The organism is Paenarthrobacter sp. NPDC018779, assembly GCF_044391085.1.
Lineage (GTDB): Bacteria > Actinomycetota > Actinomycetes > Actinomycetales > Micrococcaceae > Arthrobacter.
This window is the reverse complement of sequence record NZ_JBIRZS010000002.1, coordinates 348,460-364,343: the sequence shown is the minus strand read 5'-3', so window position 1 is coordinate 364,343 and position 15,884 is coordinate 348,460. Positions and strand designations below refer to the sequence as shown.

The following is a 15,884-nucleotide window of genomic DNA, read 5'->3' as shown; positions in this document are numbered from 1 at the left end:
GTACCGGCTAGGACGCGAGGGCGTCGGCGCCGGCCACGATCTCGGAAAGCTCCTGCGTAATCTCGGCCTGGCGGGCCGTGTTGCGAAGGCGCGTGTACTTCTTGATGAGTTCCGTTGCGTTGTCACCGGCCGACTTCATGGCCCGCTGGCGGGCCGCGAGCTCGGAAGCTGCTGCCTGCAGCATGGCTGCGAAGATGCGGGACTCGATGTAACGCGGGAGCAGGGCGTCGAGGACCTGCTCCGTTTCCGGCTCAAATTCGTACAGCGGCAACAGCTCGGACTCCGAGGCTGCTTCCTCTTCGACGACCTCCAACGGAAGCAAACGGATAACCGTCGGCTCCTGCGTCACCATCGACTTGAAGCGCGTGTAGACGACGTGGATCTCGTCCACGCCACCCTCGGCGTAGTCAGTGGCGAAGTCTTCGAGAAGTGCAGCACCGATTTCCTGGGCTGTTCCGAATTCCGGAGCGTCCGTACCACCCGTCCAAACACGGGAGTAGTCACGGTTACGGAATTCGAAGTACGCCTGGGCCTTACGGCCAACCAGGTACGACTTGACTTCCTTGCCTTCTGCGCGAAGAAGCTCGGTGAGGCCTTCGGCCTGCTTGAGCACGCTTGCGGAGTACGATCCTGCAAGGCCACGGTCCGAGGTGATGATCAGGACGGCGGCGCGGCGGATCTGCTCCGGCTCGGTGGTCAGCGGGTGGTCGATTTCGCTCTGGGTCGCGACAGCAGAAACGGCACGGGTAATGGCGTTCGCGTAAGGCAGTGAAGCTGCTACGCGGGCGCGGGCCTTACCGATGCGCGAGGTAGCGATCAGTTCCATCGCCTTGAAGATCTTGCGCATCGACGTCGTCGAGCTGATCTTCTGACGGTAGACCCGAATCTGGGCTCCCATACTTATCCTTTCCTAAGTTCCCGACGTACCGCCCTGCCGGGGCCCTTGCGGACCCCGGCAGAGCAGGTCATCGAAACTAGCGCTTCTGCTTGACGATCTTTTCCTGGTCGACGTCGCCGCCCGAGATCGCTTCGTGCTCTTCGTGTCCGGCACCGACCAGTCGGTTGTCGCCCTCTCCGAAGAAGCCCTTCTTGAAGGAAACGACTGCTTCCTTCAGCGCTGCGGCGGTGTCGTCATCCAGGACGTTGGTCTGGGCCAGCGTGGTCAGGATGGAGGACTGGTGCTTCAGGTGCTCCAGGAACTCGGACTCGAAGCGGCTGATGTCCTCAACCGGAACGTCGTCCAGGTAGCCGTTGGTACCGGCCCAGATGGAAACAACCTGGTTCTCAACCGGGAACGGCGAGTACTGGCCCTGCTTCAAGAGCTCCATGAGGCGTGCGCCACGGGTCAGCTGCTGGCGGGAAGCAGCGTCCAGGTCCGAGGCGAACATGGCGAAAGCCTGCATGTCGCGGTACTGGGCCAAGTCCAGCTTCAAGGTACCGGAGACCTTCTTCATGGACTTGACCTGTGCGGCGCCACCAACGCGGGAGACGGACACACCAACGTCAACAGCAGGACGCTGGTTGGCGTTGAAGAGATCCGACTGGAGGAAGATCTGGCCATCGGTGATGGAGATCACGTTGGTGGGGATGTAGGCGGAAACGTCGTTCGCCTTGGTCTCGACAATCGGCAGACCGGTCATGGAACCCGCACCGAGCTCGTCGGAGAGCTTTGCACAACGCTCCAGGAGACGGGAGTGCAAGTAGAAGACGTCACCCGGGTATGCTTCACGTCCCGGCGGGCGGCGGAGCAGCAGGGACACGGCGCGGTAGGCTTCGGCTTGCTTGGACAGGTCGTCGAAGATCACCAGGACGTGCTTGCCGCCGTACATCCAGTGCTGGCCGATGGCCGAGCCTGCGTACGGTGCGAGGTACTTGAAGCCGGCAGGGTCCGAAGCCGGGGAAGCCACGATGGTGGTGTACTCCAGTGCACCGTGGTCCTCGAGGGTCTGACGGACGGCTGCGATGGTGGAAGCCTTCTGGCCAACACCAACGTAAACGCAACGAACCTGCTTGCTGACATCGCCCGAAGCCCAGTTGGCCTTCTGGTTGATGATGGTGTCAACGGCGATGGCGGTCTTGCCGGTCTGGCGGTCGCCAATGATCAGCTGACGCTGGCCACGGCCGATCGGAATCATGGCGTCGATGGCCTTGAGGCCGGTCTGCATGGGCTCGTGAACGGACTTGCGCTCGGTCACGCCCGGAGCCTGGAGTTCCAGTGCACGGGTGGCCTCGGCCTTGATCTCGCCGAGGTCGTCGATCGGCTGGCCCAAGGGGTCAACCACGCGGCCCAGGAAGGCGTCGCCAACGGGCACGGACAGGATCTCACCGGTGCGGTGAACTTCCTGGCCTTCTTCGATTCCGGTGAAGTCACCGAGGATAATGACACCGATCTCGCGGACGTCAAGGTTCTGGGCCAGGCCCAGCGTGCCATCTTCGAAGCGAAGCAGCTCGTTCGCCATGACCGAGGGAAGACCCTCAACACGGGCGATGCCGTCACTTGCGGTGGTCACGCGACCAACCTCTACGCGCTCTGCGTTACCGGGTTCGTAGGACGCCGCGAACTCGTTCAACGCATTACGGACGTCGTCGGCGTTGATGGTCAATTCGGCCATCTGCAGTCCCTGCTCTCCTGTTTTCGTGATCATCGTTGCTCACGATGACCGGGTTTATATCAGTTAGTTGTGCTTTGTCTTCACTAGCCAGCGAGCTGACGGCGGAGTTCGGTCAAGCGGGCGATGACCGAAGCGTCAAGCACTTCGTCGCCTACCTGGACACGGACTCCACCGATCAGTGCAGGATCAACAGTGATGTTGACCTTCAGTTCGCGGCCGTAGAGGGCGTTGAGCCCGGCCTGCAGTCGGCTGGCCTGCGTTTCCGTCAACGGACGGGTAACACTGACAGTTGCAATCCAGCGCTGCTGGCGCTTGGCTGCAAGCTTGGCGAAGGATTCGACGAGCTTGCTCGGCTTGACACCGCGCGGCTCCGAAACTGCCTGGCCAATAAGAACCTTGGCTTCCTCGCTGATGCCAGGAACAAGCTTCTCGGCAAGGGCAGTCTTGGCGGCACCCGATGCCTGCGGCTCAGACAAAGCCCGCTGTACTTCGTGGCTGGAAGCGACAACCTGGTTGAAAGCAAACAGATCGTTTTCCAGCTCTTCCAGCCCCGTAATACCGGAGGCAGAAACGGCCGACTTGTTTTCAGCTACCGCAATGACGACCGTGGCGGCAAGCGTCTCGAGTGCATCGCCGATATCGCGTGCGGATGCCCAGCGCGAGCTGGCCAGTCCGCCTGCAATCTCAGCAGCATCAGCGGAGACTTTTCCGCCAACCAGCTGCTTGACCAGCGCCGACTTCTCGTCCCCGCTGCGGGAAGGGTCAGTCAGGGCGCGGCGCAAGCCAGCCGAGCTGTCCACCGTTCCCAGGATTCCGAAGAGGTCCTTTGCCAACTGCAGCGAGGCCAAAGGAAGCTTGGCTTCCAGGTCTGCCAGTGCTGTGGTCAGCGATTCGCTCGATATTCCTGCCATTACTTAGCTGCACCTGCGTTCTGGGTCTCCAGATCAGCCAGGAAGCGGTCCACGACACGTGCCGAACGCTCGTCGTCGTTGAGTGCTTCGCCGACGATGCGGCCTGCCAGCGTGGTAGCAAGCGTGCCAACCTCGGAGCGGAGCGAGACAACAGCTGCCTGGCGCTCGGACTCGATGGCGGCGTGTGCCTGCTCGGTGATGCGTGCAGACTCGGCAGCTGCCTTGGCCTTCAGGTCCGCGAGGATCTGGGCGCCTTCGGCACGTGCTTCTTCGCGGATGCGGTTGGCCTCGGCACGGGCATCGGTGAGCTGCTGCTTGTACTCTTCAAGAGCTGCAGAAGCTTCTGCCTGGGCCTGCTCGGCCTTCGCAATGCCACCTTCAATTGCTTCGGCGCGCTCTGCAAACGTCTTCTCGAACATCGGGACAACAAACTTGACCACGATGAACAGGAGGACAGCAAAGCCGACCAGGACAACGCCCATTTCCCAAACGTTGGGAACGAGCGGGTTTGCCCCTTCAGTGGCGGCTGAGATGATCAGCTGATTCATGTTTCACCCGTCCTATCTACTCGGTTGCGGAATTCGCTGTGTTCTGAAGTTGAAACTAGAGAACGAAAGCGAAGACGAGGCCGAGGATGGCAAGAGCTTCGGTCAGGGCCAGACCAAGGAACGCGATCGGCTGCAGCACGCGCTGAGCTTCCGGCTGACGAGCAACACCGTTGATGTAAGCCGCGAACACGAGACCAACACCGATACCACCGCCGATTGCGGACAGACCGTAACCTACGAGGTTGAGATTGCCTTCCATTTTTTTCCTTTCAAGATGCCACCCATGTGGCAGGTTGTTTGGTTTACTTCAATCCCCTACAGGGGAAGTGTGGGTGCCTTAGTGGCTGTCGGCGTGCAGGGCGCCTTCGATGTAGATCGCGGTCAGCAGCGTGAACACGTAAGCCTGCAGCGCCATGATCAGGGCTTCGAGCATGTACATGGCGATGGCGCCGACCAGCACCAGGACGGAGGTTCCCTTGAGCAGGACATTCTCCTGCATGACGAGGAACTCGATGCCGGATCCGGCGAGCATGACGATCAGGTGGCCGGCCAGCATGGTCGCAAACAGACGGAGGCTGTGCGTTACCGGGCGGACCAGGAAGTTGGAAATGATTTCGATCGGAACGACGATCGGGAGGATGTACCACGGAACACCGGAGGGAACGGTTGCGAGCTTGAAGTACTTCAAGCCGTTCTTCTTGATGCCGATGATGATCCAGGTGAAGTACACGATGCCTGCCAGCACGTAGGCGCCGCCCACGTGGGAGAAGCTCGGGAGCTGGATCACCGGAATGGCGCCGTAGATGTTGTTCACCAGGATGAAGAAGAACAGGCTGAACAGCAGGGGGACGTACTTGATGAAGTCCTTGCCGCCGATGATGTCCTTGGCGATGCTGTTACGGACAAAGCCGTAGGCCATCTCGCCGGCGAACTGCAGCTTGCCGGGGACCAGCTGCTGCTTCCGGGCGGCGGCCACAAAGAAGGCGGCGATAATGACGACCGACAGGATCACCAGCAGCATTTGCTTGGAGAAGCCGTCCGCAGCACCCCAGGGCAGGATTGCCGGCAGGTGCATTTCTTCGATTCCGGGTGGGGTGAAGGACCCCGAATCCTGGGCTGGGAGCGCAAGCGCGATCAACGCGTTTCCTCTCTGCTGTGTCCATCATTGGGCATTGGGCGGAACGTGGACACGTTCGACGCATCCCCATTCCATGTGAAATTATTTGGCATTACTGTCCCCGTCCTTGGACGGACCGCTGTCTGCGTTGTTCTCTCCGGCAGAAGTGCTTTGCTTGGTGAGGCCATGCATATGGGAAAGATAGAACCCTCCTGCGGCTCCCAGCAGAGCGCCAAGGAGCACAATCCAGCGGGTCCCCCACAGATTATCCAGTCCCCAGCCTATCAAACTCCAGACAATGATCCCGCCAATGATGTAGCTGAAGACCGCGAGGCCGGCGTTGTATCCGCCGTCATTCCGGACTTCGGCATTATCGGCTGCGTGGGTGGATCCGGAAGCGGGAGTTGCCGGAGAAGACTTGCGCTTACGCAGTGCCATCAGGGCCCCCCTTTCGGTCCGCAGGATCGTTGAAGATCTGGAGGCGGGCTTTGCTGAAACCGTAGAGTTCGGCTGCCTGCCATGCCACGACGCTGACCACGGCGCCGATCAGGAACCAGCGGCCGTTGAGCCAGTCAGGCCTGCCGAGCGCAAAAAGCACGACTGCGAACCCGACGACTTTGACGAAATACGTCGCAACAAAGAGACCGATAGCCCCGGAAGGATTGTTCCGGCCGACGAAATGGCCAATCAGCAGGCTGATGGCAAAGAAGAGCATGACCAGCAGGGCGCCGGCCGCCGTCGAAAGCGAAGCCGGTCCGCCGTCGAGCACGGCGGCGATCACTGAAGTGACCGCAGCGGCGATAGCCGCGACGCAGGTACTCAGAAGGAGCAGCCCCAACCACAGCGAGGACATGCGCCCGAAAACTCCAACACCACGTTTGCCGGACGGACGTCCGGTTTCGGCGTTGGATGTCATGGGGATACCAATCCTCGTGGCAGGGGAGCCATATTCTCAAAGTGGGGGTTACGGGCGAGTGACTGTCCGCACCGAAAATTCTACACGAGATAGAACTGTGACCCTAACCGGGAGCTTCCGGCTACTCCCCCGGTTGCGCCGTGTTTCGGGTGAAGTAGGGCCAGGCTGTGACAGCTGCCATCACCAGGGCCGCAGCAACATCCACGATCAGGACGATCTGCCAGGGAAAGACAGCGAACGCGACGCCGCCAAAGGCAAGGATGCACGTCCACACGTACAGCATCACGACGGCGGTGCGGTGCGAGTACCCGAGGTCCACGAGCTTGTGGTGGAGGTGCCCGCGGTCCGCTGACCACGGCGACTGTCCCCGCGCGGTCCTGCGGACCACGGCCATGCCGAAGTCGAGCAGCGGCAGCGACAAGACGGCAAATGGCAAGAGGATCGGAATGACGGTGGGAATACCGTTGGCGCGGTCATAGAGGCCGGAACCGATCTGTCCGGTGGCCACGACACCTGCCGCGGCCATGAGGAGGCCAATCAGCATGGCCCCGGAATCACCCATGAAAATCTTGGCGGGAAACCAGTTGTGCGGCAGGAACCCGATGCAGCCACCCACCAGGATGGCCATCAGGAGCGTGGCCAGGTCCGAGTTGTCCGTTGAGGGATTGTTCCGGTGCACCCAGTAGGCCGTCAGGAAGAACGCCCCGCCACCGATGGTCGCCACGCCCGCAGCGAGTCCGTCCAGGCCGTCGATGAAGTTCACCGCGTTCATGGTGGTCACGATCAACCCTGCAGTGAGGACGATCTGGACCAGCTCGGACTGAATGAAGATCGGCTCAGGTATGAAAGGAACCACGGACATCCGGACGCCCCAGATCGCAACAATGAAGGCGGCTCCGGCCTGGCCGAGGAGCTTGATCCACCACCGGATGTCCAGGATGTCGTCCGCCACACCCACCGCGACGATCACCACTGCACCAGCGAGAATCCCCCACGGGGCATCGTTATGCCTGAAGATGTCCTTGACGAAGAACGAGTTGCTGGCCACCACAAGCGCTACGAAAAAGCCCGCGAAGATGCCAAGGCCTCCCAGCTTGGAGATCAGAGACGAGTGCATGTCCCTGCTGCGGATGGGGCGGTAGAGCCGGAGCTTGTTGCCCAGGACCCGGGCACCCCATGTTCCCGCATAGGACACCACGGCAGCCGTGAGCGCCATCAGCAGATACATGATCATGATGCGGCTCCGGAACGCAGCGCGGTGGCCGCTGAAAAATCGAATGATTCGGGGCAGCTTGGTGTGTGGAACGCTGTCTGTGGATAAATGGAACTACTCCGTCGCCATGCCTGCACCGGCCGTGCCGAATGTTGCTGGTTTTCTGTGGACTCTAGTCACGATACTAATGCCAACCGCCGTGACCACCGGCGCGACGCAGCCGCCGGCAGGCCTGCTTTTGGCCGCCGTTTAACTGCGTTCGCGCTACTTTTGCGGGCCCGTGACGTCCCGCAAGGCGTAGATGCCCTCCAGGACTTTTTCATTGGACCGCGGCGGCCGGTAGCTGTCGCGCAGGCCCTTCAGGAACCCTGCCACCAACACTTTGCGGTTGGATGAGGACGCAATGGTCCGGGTCCAATTGCGCAGCGAAGCACCCGTGAAGAGAACCTTCTCCCACGGGGCCAGTGCGTTGGACCGCGTGTAGACCCACAGCTTGTTGCGGACCTCGTAATAGAAGCGGGGACCGGGATCCGCGCCGGCGTCGCCGAATACCTTCGTGTGGTGGTTGGCAACGGACGCATCGGTTGTGAGCGCCACACCGCGCCGGGATACCCGGGCCGTGAACTCAAGGTCGTCATTCCAGATGAAGTAGTCGGCAATCGGCAAGCCGTGGCGCCTGATCTCCTCCGCATGGACCAGCACGGAGACAAACGAGGCACTGCGGATCTGGGTCGCACCCACCCGTGTGGCCGCCACCCGCGCCGATTCAGCAGCACCAATCCTCGGCCGCATGCGGTTCATCGGATGGTCGCGGCCATCGGTCCACACCACCCGGCTGGCGATGAATGCCGGCGTCTCCCCCGTTTGCCGGGCGTAGTCCTCGGACACATCCAGGGCTTCACGGAGGGCACCGGGCTGCGGCTCGGTGTCATCGTCCATGATCCACACGTGGTGGGCTCCATGGTCCAAAACGGCGCGTTCCATCCCTACTACGAACCCACCGGCGCCGCCCACGTTGGTGTTCAAAGTGACTACATCGGTAGGCACCGGACCCGCGTAACTGCGCAGAAAGTCTGCAGTTCCGTCGGTGGAGGCATTGTCCACCACGACGACGGCGTCCGGCACCTGGGTGCCGGCGGCGATGCCCGCCAAGGTTGTCTCAAGGAGTTCGCGCCGGTTATAGGTCACCACTACGGCAACCACCACGGGTTTTGACATTACTTCCCTTTGGTCTGGGATGGCTGGAAACGCCTGCGGATCAAAAGGCCCGCCAGCTTCCACGGTTCAACGAATACTCTGTAGGCCACCCGGCCCGGGTGCAGTACCAGGCGCCAGGCCCATTCGAGGCCCAGCCGCCCCAACCAGCGGGGAGCAAGCTTCTGCACGCCGGCAACTTGTTCGATCGCTCCACCCACGGCGCAATAGACGGCAGGCGGCAGCTGCTGGATCCTCCGTTGCAGGACCATCTCCTGCAAGGGCATGCCAAGGCCCAGCAAAACCAGTTGGGGGCGATAGGACGCGAGCCAGTCAACCACGGCGTCCTCAAGTGCTCCGTCCCAGCCTTCGCCGGGCATGCCGTCCACCGTAGCACCCGGGATGATGGTGCGGAGCTTGGCGACTGCCTTGGTGTTGGCGTCACGTCCGGCGCCGATCACCGCCACGCGTTCCAGTCCGGGTACGCCGCCCAATTCCGGAATCCAGTCCATGGATCCCATCCGGAAAGCCATGGTGCCCTGGCCCAGGGGTTTCAACTGCTCCCTGTGGGCAAGGCCCCACAGCATGGCTACCGGAGCGCCGTCCAGAAGCACAATCTCGCTGTTGTCATAGAGCGCACGGAACTCCGGTCGGGAATGGAACAACGTGACGCTGTGCAGGTTGTGCCCAAGGATCGTACTGGTTTTGCCATCGGCGATGAGACGTCCCAGCGCCGCAACCACCCCGTCCGCGCGCAACGGAGTGGCGTCGACGTCGAGGACGGGGACGCGCTGGCGTTCGGGAATCATTCGGGGGTGGCTTCGCGCGCGGCCCCGGACGATGGTCCTGCCTCCCCGTCCGCCGAAGCCGATGTGGGGGTTGTGTCCGAAGCAGCCCCAAGGTCGCTTTCGGACGGTGCTTCCGTAACGCTTTCGGACGGTGCTTCCGTAACGCGTTCCGAAGCAGCATCGATGACGCCCCCGGCGTCGGCCTCGCTCTGTTCCCCGGCTGCCTCCGGAGCCGCCACTTCGCCCACGCCCAAGACGGAAGGCACTATGTCGCGCAACCGGTCCAGGGAAATCGCTCCCTGGCGTACCACCTTGAAGGGGGTGGAGGTCGCGTCCACAATCGTCGAAGGAACGGCGGCCGTGCCTTGGACCGGCCGGAAGCCACCCTCAAGGTACACCTCCACCGATTCCGCCAATTGCAGGCGTGCTTCGGAGGCGGTCTGTGCTGCTTCCTGGCCAGTGCGGTTGGCCGAGGAGACGGCGAGCGGACCGGTGAGGCCCAGCAGTTCCAGGGCGAGCTCGTCATCGGGCATACGCAGGGCCACGGTGCCCTTCGTATCCCCGAGGTCCCAGTCCAGTGAAGGCTGTGCGTGGAGGATGAGCGTCAGCCCACCCGGCCAAAAAGCCTGTGCCAGTGCCCGGGCATCAGCCGGAACATCGGTGGCCAGTCCATCCAAAGCGTTGATCCGCGGGATCAGCACAGGCGGAGGCATTTGGCGGCTGCGGCCCTTGGATGCCAGCAGCATGGTCACCGCGAGTGGAGAGAAGGCGTCTGCCGCGATGCCGTACACGGTGTCCGTGGGCATCACGATGCACTTTTTTTCGCTGATGGCGCGCTGCGCGTGCTGCAGCCCTTCAGCCCGCTGGTCATCGGAAGTGCAATTGTAGGTTGTGGTCACAGCGCTATTCTTTCACTCGTTGGGAGCGGTCTTTGCCAGCACTGCGCTCGTGGCACGTTCCTTGCCGTTGAGGTCAAAGTGCGTAGTGATTTCCTGCCAGTGGCCGGCGCGCCGCAGCATGCCGGCGATCCACCCGGCCTGGACTTCCGCGTGTTCCATGACGAAGTAGCCCCCTGGCTTCAGGAGGCGGGCCGCAGAGGCGGCTGCCGCCGTCGGAAGTTCCATCCCGTCTGCTCCCCCGCCGTACAGCGCTTCGGGGGGATCGTGCAGGGCCACCTCGGGTTCGTTGGGGATGGCTTCGGCAGGAATGTAGGGAGGGTTGGAAACGACGGCGTCGAAGGTTCCGTCGTGCTCGGGCAACGCATCCCTGAGATCGCCCTCCACCAAGGTCACACCCAAAGGTTCCAGGTTGCCGGCAGCCCAGGCGTGGGCCAAGGCACTGAATTCGACTGCGTAGACGTCGGCCCCCGGGATCTCGTGCGCGATCGAACCGGCGATTGCGCCCGAACCCGTTCCGAGGTCCACCACTTTCGGAGCGGACACCCCCGCCAGGTGGTCGATCACCAACTGCACCACGGACTCGGTTTCAGGCCGGGGAATGAAGACGCCGGGTCCCACGCGCAACTCCAGGTGGCGGAAATAAGCGACGCCGGTAATGTGCTGGAGCGGCACGCGTCCGGCACGCTCGGCAACCAAGGCGGCGTAGCCCTCCGGTGCCGGCGAATCGCCAAGGAGCAACGCACGCAAGCGTCCAAGGCCCACGTTCAGGAGGTGGTCGGCAAGGAGCTCGGCGTCGACCCGCGGGGTGGGGACGCCAGCGTCGGACAAAACAGCCGTGGCCTCACGGACGGCGTCCGCGAGGCTCTGGCCAGGGTAGAACGGCATGGCTTCGGCTACCGGGCTTTACTCGCCGATGGCGTCAAGCCGCGATTGCTCGTCCATTTCGATCGCCGACTGGATGACCGGTTCCAGGTCCCCGTTCATCACGGCGTCCAGGTTGTACGCCTTGTAGCCGGTGCGGTGGTCCGCAATGCGGTTTTCCGGGAAGTTGTAGGTGCGGATGCGCTCGGAGCGGTCCATGGTACGGATCTGCGACTTGCGCTGCTCGGAGTTCGCTGCGTCGATCTGCTCCTGCTGGTGGGCAAGGAGCCTTGCCCGCAGGACGCGCATGCCGGCTTCACGGTTTTGCAGCTGCGACTTCTCATTCTGCATGGCCACCACAATGCCCGTGGGCAAGTGGGTGATGCGGACCGCGGAGTCGGTGGTGTTCACGGACTGACCGCCCGGACCCGAGGAACGGTACACGTCGATCTTGAGGTCGTTCTGGTTGATCTCGAGTTCTTCGGGTTCGTCGACTTCCGGCAGCACCAGGACACCCGCCGCGGACGTGTGGATGCGTCCCTGCGATTCGGTCACGGGAACACGCTGCACGCGGTGCACGCCGCCTTCGAACTTCAAGCGCGCAAAAACGCCTTCCGCGGGATCGTTCGAGTTGCCCTTGATGGCGACGGAAACGTCCTTGTACCCGCCCAGATCGGACTCGGTGGCGGAGATCATTTCCGTCTTCCAGCCACGGGATTCCGCGTAACGCATATACATGCGCAGCAGGTCGCCGGCGAACAGGGCAGCCTCGTCGCCGCCTTCACCACCCTTGACTTCGAGGATCACGTTGCGGGCGTCATCCGGGTCGCGCGGAATGAGGAGCCGCCGAAGCCGCTCCTGCGCCGCGGGAATCTGCTCCTCGAGCTGCTCCACTTCGGCAGCGAAGTCAGGATCCTCGGCCGCCATCTCCTTGGCGGCTTCCATGTCATCGTTGAGCCCGCGCCACTTGTTGTACGCCTCCACAATGCCCTGGAGCTGGGCAGAACGCCGCCCCAACTTACGGGCTACGGACTGGTCGGCGTAAACAGCAGGATCGCTCAACTGTGCCTGGATGGCAGCGTGCTCATCAAGCAATCCCTGGACGGACTCAAACATTTTCAAACCTCTTTCGACTCGTACAAGTCTAATAACTGCGGCGTCGGGCCAATGACACAGGGCTGGAGCCCACGTTGATCCTTCAGGAGACCCGTGCCGCCGTCGAGCATTTTGCCAACCCGCGAAGGCGGGCCGAAAGCGGAACGAGCCGCTGATTCTGCTGCCCCGGGAGTGGCTTCGGGCCTGCCGGAGCGTGGTGGCAAAGTCCGAAGGGACTTTGCCACCACGCGTAGGGGCGGGGGCAGCAGAATCAGCGGCTCACCAGAGCAGCTACTTGTCGTTGTCCGACTTTGCTCCAAGCGTCGTCTTCTGGACCTGCATGAGGAACTCGACGTTGCTTTGCGTTTCCCGGATCTTGTTGGTCAGCAGTTCGAGGCTCTGCTGCTGCTCCAGGCCGGAGAGGACGCGGCGCAGCTTCCACATGATCTTGACTTCTTCGGCCGAGAGCAGGTTCTCTTCGCGGCGCGTGCCGGAAGCGTTGACGTCCACGGCGGGGAAGATGCGCTTGTCTGCCAGTTGGCGGGACAGCCGCAGTTCCATGTTGCCGGTGCCCTTGAACTCTTCGAAGATGACCTCGTCCATCTTGGAACCGGTCTCCACGAGCGCGGTGGCCAGGATGGTGAGCGAGCCGCCGTTTTCGATGTTGCGGGCGGCACCGAAGAAGCGCTTGGGCGGGTAGAGGGCTGCGGAGTCCACACCACCGGACAGGATACGGCCGGACGCCGGTGCTGCCAGGTTGTAGGCACGGCCCAGGCGGGTCATGGAGTCGAGGAGGACCACCACGTCCATGCCCATTTCGACCAGGCGCTTGGCGCGTTCGATCGACAGTTCGGCAACCGTGGTGTGGTCGTCGGCGGGACGGTCGAAGGTGGAGGCAATGACCTCGCCCTTGACGGTCCGCTGCATGTCCGTGACTTCTTCCGGACGTTCGTCAACCAGCACCATCATGAGGTGGACCTCAGGGTTGTTGGTGGTGATCGCGTTCGCGATGGACTGCAGGATGAGCGTCTTGCCGGCCTTCGGCGGGGAGACGATCAAGCCACGCTGGCCCTTGCCGATCGGAGCAACGAGGTCAATGACACGCGGGCCGATCTTCTTGGGGTCCGTTTCGAGGCGCAGGCGCTCCGACGGGTAAAGCGGGACGAGCTTCGCGAATTCGACGCGGTCCTTCAGTTCTTCAGGCGTCTTGCCGTTGACCGAAGTGACGCGGACAAGGGCGTTGAACTTCTGGCGGGAGGACTGCTGGTTGCGGTCTTCACCGTCACGCGGCGCACGGATGGCTCCGACGACGGCGTCACCCTTGCGGAGGTTGTACTTCTTGACCTGCGCCAGGGAGACGTAGACGTCGTTGGCGCCCGGGAGGTAACCCGAGGTGCGGATGAACGCGTAGTTCTCCAGCACGTCCAGGATGCCCGCCACAGGCAGGAGGACGTCGTCATCGGTAACTTCGACGTCGTCAACGTCGGGTCCCTGCGCACGTCCGCGGCGACGCTCGTTGCGGTCGCGGAAGCGGTCACTGCGGCTGTTGCCGTCACGGTTGTCCTGACCGCCGCGACGATCGCTCCGGTCGTTCTGGTCATTGCGGTCGCGACGGTTGCGACGGCTACGGCGGTTGCCGCCGTCTTCGGCGTCGTTGCTGTCCTCGCGGCGGTTGCGGGAATTGTCACGGCGTTCGCGCTGCTGCTGGTCACCGCTGTCGGCCTGTTCGCGCTGCTCGGAACGCTCAGCGCGGGCTTCGCGCTGTTCGGTGCTGCGCTGCTCGGTGCGGGCTTCGCGCTGCTCGGTTCCCCGCTGTTCGGTGCTGCGCTGCTCGGTTCCGCGCTGTTCGGTGCCGCGGGCTTCCGGTGCCGGCTGCTCGGCAGCGGGCGCCTCTGCGGTCTCGGCTACGGGAGCGTCATTACGACGGCGGTTGCGCGTCCGCGGCTGGCGGCGTTCGGTTCCGGCTTCGGCTGCTTCGGGCGCGGCCGGTGCCTCAGCGGCGGGAGCAGAAGCGGCTTCGGCGGTAGCCGCGGCGGCTTCTGCTGCGGCAACGACGCCATCGCTGGTGGCACGACGGCTGCGGCCACGGCCACGGCGGGGTGCCTCCTGGGCCGCAGCTTCCGGAGCGGCCTCGGTTGCGGGAGCGTTGCTTTCAGCCGGCTTTGCTTCGGCAGCAGGAGTTTCCTTGGGTGCGGCCGACTTTGCGGCAGCAGCCTTGGTGGGCGCCTTTGCCGTGGAGGTACCGGCACGATGGGCGGAAATGGCGTTGACCAGGTCCCCCTTGCGCATACGGGATCCCCCGGAGATGCCCAGCTGGCTGGCAAGAGCCTGGAGCTGGGCGAGCTTAAGGCCGGCAAGGCCGCTGCTCTTGGTGGTTGCTGCCGTTGACGACTCGGCAGCAGAAGATGTGGTGTCCACAGCTGAAGCCAGCTCAGTGGTTTCTGTCACGAAGGATCCTTCCCCCTCGACGGCGTCCGAAGCGAGAGCCGGACGCGATGATTTGTTCCAGATTGCAGTTCAGATCTGCAATCGTTGATTTCGGCCGTGCCTGATGGATTGTGGCCAACAGGGCCGGATACTGATCGTCTTCACTGGATCCAGTTGCCCGGACAGCCGACTGAATTTTCAGGAAACAGAGAGAGTTCTGCGGCACCTGAGACAGGCCGGAAGGAGACGGCACCGCCAGACGTTGGCACAGTTGACGAAAGGTACGGCGAAACCACCGAGATCCAAAATCAGGGAACTGCCCGCGGCTTTACCGCCGGTGCACTTCCACTCTAGCACCTTCAACGTCCACAGCCAGCGTCATCACACGCCAAGCGACGTCCGGTGTGTTGGCCGACGTGAATCCGTTGATGTGTTCGGTGATGGCATCGGCCTCAGCCGGGCCATTGGCCAGCACCATGACGGTGGGTCCTGCGCCCGAAACCACGGCGGCAAAACCTGCCGAACGCAGGGACGCGATCAGGTTGGCGCTGGGGCGCATGGCCTCGGCGCGGTAGCTCTGGTGCAGGTAGTCTTCGGTGCCGGGCAGCAACAACGCCGGTTGTGTGGTGAGGGCGTGGACCAGCAGGGCGGCCCGCCCCGAGTTCATGGCGGCGGCGTGGTGGCCGACGGAGGCCGGCAGGAGGCCACGGGCCGTCTCGGTGGAGAGTTCATAGTCCGGAACGGCCACCACGGGAACCACCGACGGCGCTACATCCGCGCGGGTGCTGCTGTACTGCTCGCTGTCCTGCCATGACAGCGCCAGTCCGCCGAAAATCGCGGGTGCGACGTTGTCCGGGTGGCCTTCGATTTCGCTGGTCAGCTGAAGGATCCAGTCGCGGTCCTGCCGGGCTTCTTCAGGCACCAGGGCATTCGCCGCGGTCACGGCGGCAACCACGGCCGAGGCTGAGGAGCCGAGTCCGCGGCCATGCGGGTTCACGTTGTCCGCGATGATCTTCAGGCCGCCCCGTTCGAAGCCGAGGCGCGCCAAGGCCAGGTCGATGGCGCGGACCACCAGATGGGACGAATCGCGCGGAAGGGTGTCTGCCCCCTCACCGGAGAGCTCGAACTCGAGCTCTCCGGTGGACAGGGTCTCCACCGTCAAGGTGTCGTAGATGGACAGGGCCAAACCGAGGCTGTCATAGCCAGGACCCAGGTTGGCACTCGTTCCGGGGACCTTGACGGTCAGCCGCTGGCCTGCCGCGACGAGCGCACGATCAGTCGCGGTGGGCTGCGATGTTTCCAC

16 protein-coding genes are annotated in these 15,884 nt (G+C 63.1%); all 16 read right to left on the bottom strand.

Annotated features, from left to right (window positions below):
* Window positions 1–7: 7 nt before the first annotated feature.
* Complete coding sequence (locus ACH488_RS03995) at window positions 8–898, bottom strand: F0F1 ATP synthase subunit gamma (protein ID WP_397322409.1); 891 nt, start codon at window positions 896–898, stop codon at window positions 8–10.
* Window positions 899–974: 76 nt separating this feature from the next.
* A complete protein-coding gene (atpA, locus tag ACH488_RS03990; RefSeq protein ID WP_397322526.1) occupies window positions 975–2,612 on the bottom strand; it encodes a F0F1 ATP synthase subunit alpha in 1,638 nt (545 codons plus the stop codon).
* A gap of 83 nt (window positions 2,613–2,695) precedes the next feature.
* On the bottom strand, window positions 2,696–3,523 hold the full coding sequence (locus tag ACH488_RS03985) for a F0F1 ATP synthase subunit delta (RefSeq protein WP_397322408.1): 828 nt from the start codon (window positions 3,521–3,523) through the stop codon (window positions 2,696–2,698).
* Complete coding sequence (locus ACH488_RS03980; RefSeq protein ID WP_387435864.1) at window positions 3,523–4,071, bottom strand: F0F1 ATP synthase subunit B; 549 nt, start codon at window positions 4,069–4,071, stop codon at window positions 3,523–3,525. The genes ACH488_RS03985 and ACH488_RS03980 overlap by 1 nt, the downstream gene beginning before the upstream one ends.
* A gap of 55 nt (window positions 4,072–4,126) precedes the next feature.
* Complete coding sequence (gene atpE, locus ACH488_RS03975) at window positions 4,127–4,330, bottom strand: ATP synthase F0 subunit C (protein WP_009356484.1); 204 nt, start codon at window positions 4,328–4,330, stop codon at window positions 4,127–4,129.
* Between the two features lie 78 nt (window positions 4,331–4,408).
* Window positions 4,409–5,209 carry a F0F1 ATP synthase subunit A gene (gene atpB / locus ACH488_RS03970; protein ID WP_397322406.1) on the bottom strand — a complete coding sequence of 267 codons (801 nt, stop codon included), beginning with the start codon at window positions 5,207–5,209 and terminating at the stop codon, window positions 4,409–4,411.
* 81 nt (window positions 5,210–5,290) lie between these two features.
* Window positions 5,291–5,626 carry a hypothetical protein gene (locus ACH488_RS03965; RefSeq protein ID WP_397322405.1) on the bottom strand — a complete coding sequence of 112 codons (336 nt, stop codon included), beginning with the start codon at window positions 5,624–5,626 and terminating at the stop codon, window positions 5,291–5,293.
* Window positions 5,613–6,104: a hypothetical protein gene (locus tag ACH488_RS03960; RefSeq protein WP_397322404.1), complete on the bottom strand. Its 492-nt coding sequence runs from the start codon at window positions 6,102–6,104 to the stop codon at window positions 5,613–5,615. The genes ACH488_RS03965 and ACH488_RS03960 overlap by 14 nt, the downstream gene beginning before the upstream one ends.
* A gap of 121 nt (window positions 6,105–6,225) precedes the next feature.
* Window positions 6,226–7,338, bottom strand: coding sequence for an MraY family glycosyltransferase (locus ACH488_RS03955; protein WP_397322403.1), 1,113 nt, complete (start codon window positions 7,336–7,338; stop codon window positions 6,226–6,228).
* A 243-nt stretch (window positions 7,339–7,581) separates the two neighbouring features.
* A complete protein-coding gene (locus ACH488_RS03950; protein WP_397322401.1) occupies window positions 7,582–8,535 on the bottom strand; it encodes a glycosyltransferase in 954 nt (317 codons plus the stop codon).
* Window positions 8,535–9,320, bottom strand: coding sequence for a WecB/TagA/CpsF family glycosyltransferase (locus ACH488_RS03945; RefSeq protein ID WP_397322399.1), 786 nt, complete (start codon window positions 9,318–9,320; stop codon window positions 8,535–8,537). Before ACH488_RS03945 ends, ACH488_RS03950 begins: the two co-directional genes overlap by 1 nt.
* A complete protein-coding gene (locus tag ACH488_RS03940; RefSeq protein WP_397322397.1) occupies window positions 9,317–10,198 on the bottom strand; it encodes an L-threonylcarbamoyladenylate synthase in 882 nt (293 codons plus the stop codon). The genes ACH488_RS03945 and ACH488_RS03940 overlap by 4 nt, the downstream gene beginning before the upstream one ends.
* A 12-nt stretch (window positions 10,199–10,210) precedes the next feature.
* Window positions 10,211–11,083 carry a peptide chain release factor N(5)-glutamine methyltransferase gene (gene prmC, locus ACH488_RS03935; RefSeq protein WP_397322395.1) on the bottom strand — a complete coding sequence of 291 codons (873 nt, stop codon included), beginning with the start codon at window positions 11,081–11,083 and terminating at the stop codon, window positions 10,211–10,213.
* Window positions 11,084–11,101: 18 nt separating this feature from the next.
* Window positions 11,102–12,175, bottom strand: a complete 1,074-nt coding sequence (gene prfA / locus ACH488_RS03930) for a peptide chain release factor 1 (RefSeq protein WP_397322393.1) — start codon at window positions 12,173–12,175, stop codon at window positions 11,102–11,104.
* 270 nt (window positions 12,176–12,445) lie between these two features.
* Window positions 12,446–14,602: a transcription termination factor Rho gene (gene rho, locus ACH488_RS03925; protein ID WP_397322392.1), complete on the bottom strand. Its 2,157-nt coding sequence runs from the start codon at window positions 14,600–14,602 to the stop codon at window positions 12,446–12,448.
* 307 nt (window positions 14,603–14,909) lie between these two features.
* Window positions 14,910–15,884, bottom strand: coding sequence for a homoserine kinase (gene thrB, locus ACH488_RS03920; RefSeq protein ID WP_397322391.1), 975 nt, complete (start codon window positions 15,882–15,884; stop codon window positions 14,910–14,912).

Bases quoted from the DNA above. Each gene is read 5' to 3' on its own strand.
- prmC (WP_397322395.1), bottom strand. From the start codon at position 11,083: ATGCCGTTCTACCCTGGCCAGAGCCTCGCGGACGCCGTCCGTGAGGCC.
- ACH488_RS03965 (WP_397322405.1), bottom strand. From the start codon at position 5,626: ATGGCACTGCGTAAGCGCAAGTCTTCTCCGGCAACTCCCGCTTCCGGA.
- ACH488_RS03945 (WP_397322399.1), bottom strand. From the start codon at position 9,320: ATGATTCCCGAACGCCAGCGCGTCCCCGTCCTCGACGTCGACGCCACT.
- ACH488_RS03955 (WP_397322403.1), bottom strand. From the start codon at position 7,338: ATGATCATGTATCTGCTGATGGCGCTCACGGCTGCCGTGGTGTCCTAT.
- ACH488_RS03985 (WP_397322408.1), bottom strand. From the start codon at position 3,523: ATGGCAGGAATATCGAGCGAATCGCTGACCACAGCACTGGCAGACCTG.
- ACH488_RS03950 (WP_397322401.1), bottom strand. From the start codon at position 8,535: ATGTCAAAACCCGTGGTGGTTGCCGTAGTGGTGACCTATAACCGGCGC.
- ACH488_RS03980 (WP_387435864.1), bottom strand. From the start codon at position 4,071: ATGAATCAGCTGATCATCTCAGCCGCCACTGAAGGGGCAAACCCGCTC.
- ACH488_RS03995 (WP_397322409.1), bottom strand. From the start codon at position 898: ATGGGAGCCCAGATTCGGGTCTACCGTCAGAAGATCAGCTCGACGACG.
- atpE (WP_009356484.1), bottom strand. From the start codon at position 4,330: ATGGAAGGCAATCTCAACCTCGTAGGTTACGGTCTGTCCGCAATCGGC.
- atpA (WP_397322526.1), bottom strand. From the start codon at position 2,612: ATGGCCGAATTGACCATCAACGCCGACGACGTCCGTAATGCGTTGAAC.
- ACH488_RS03960 (WP_397322404.1), bottom strand. From the start codon at position 6,104: ATGACATCCAACGCCGAAACCGGACGTCCGTCCGGCAAACGTGGTGTT.
- prfA (WP_397322393.1), bottom strand. From the start codon at position 12,175: ATGTTTGAGTCCGTCCAGGGATTGCTTGATGAGCACGCTGCCATCCAG.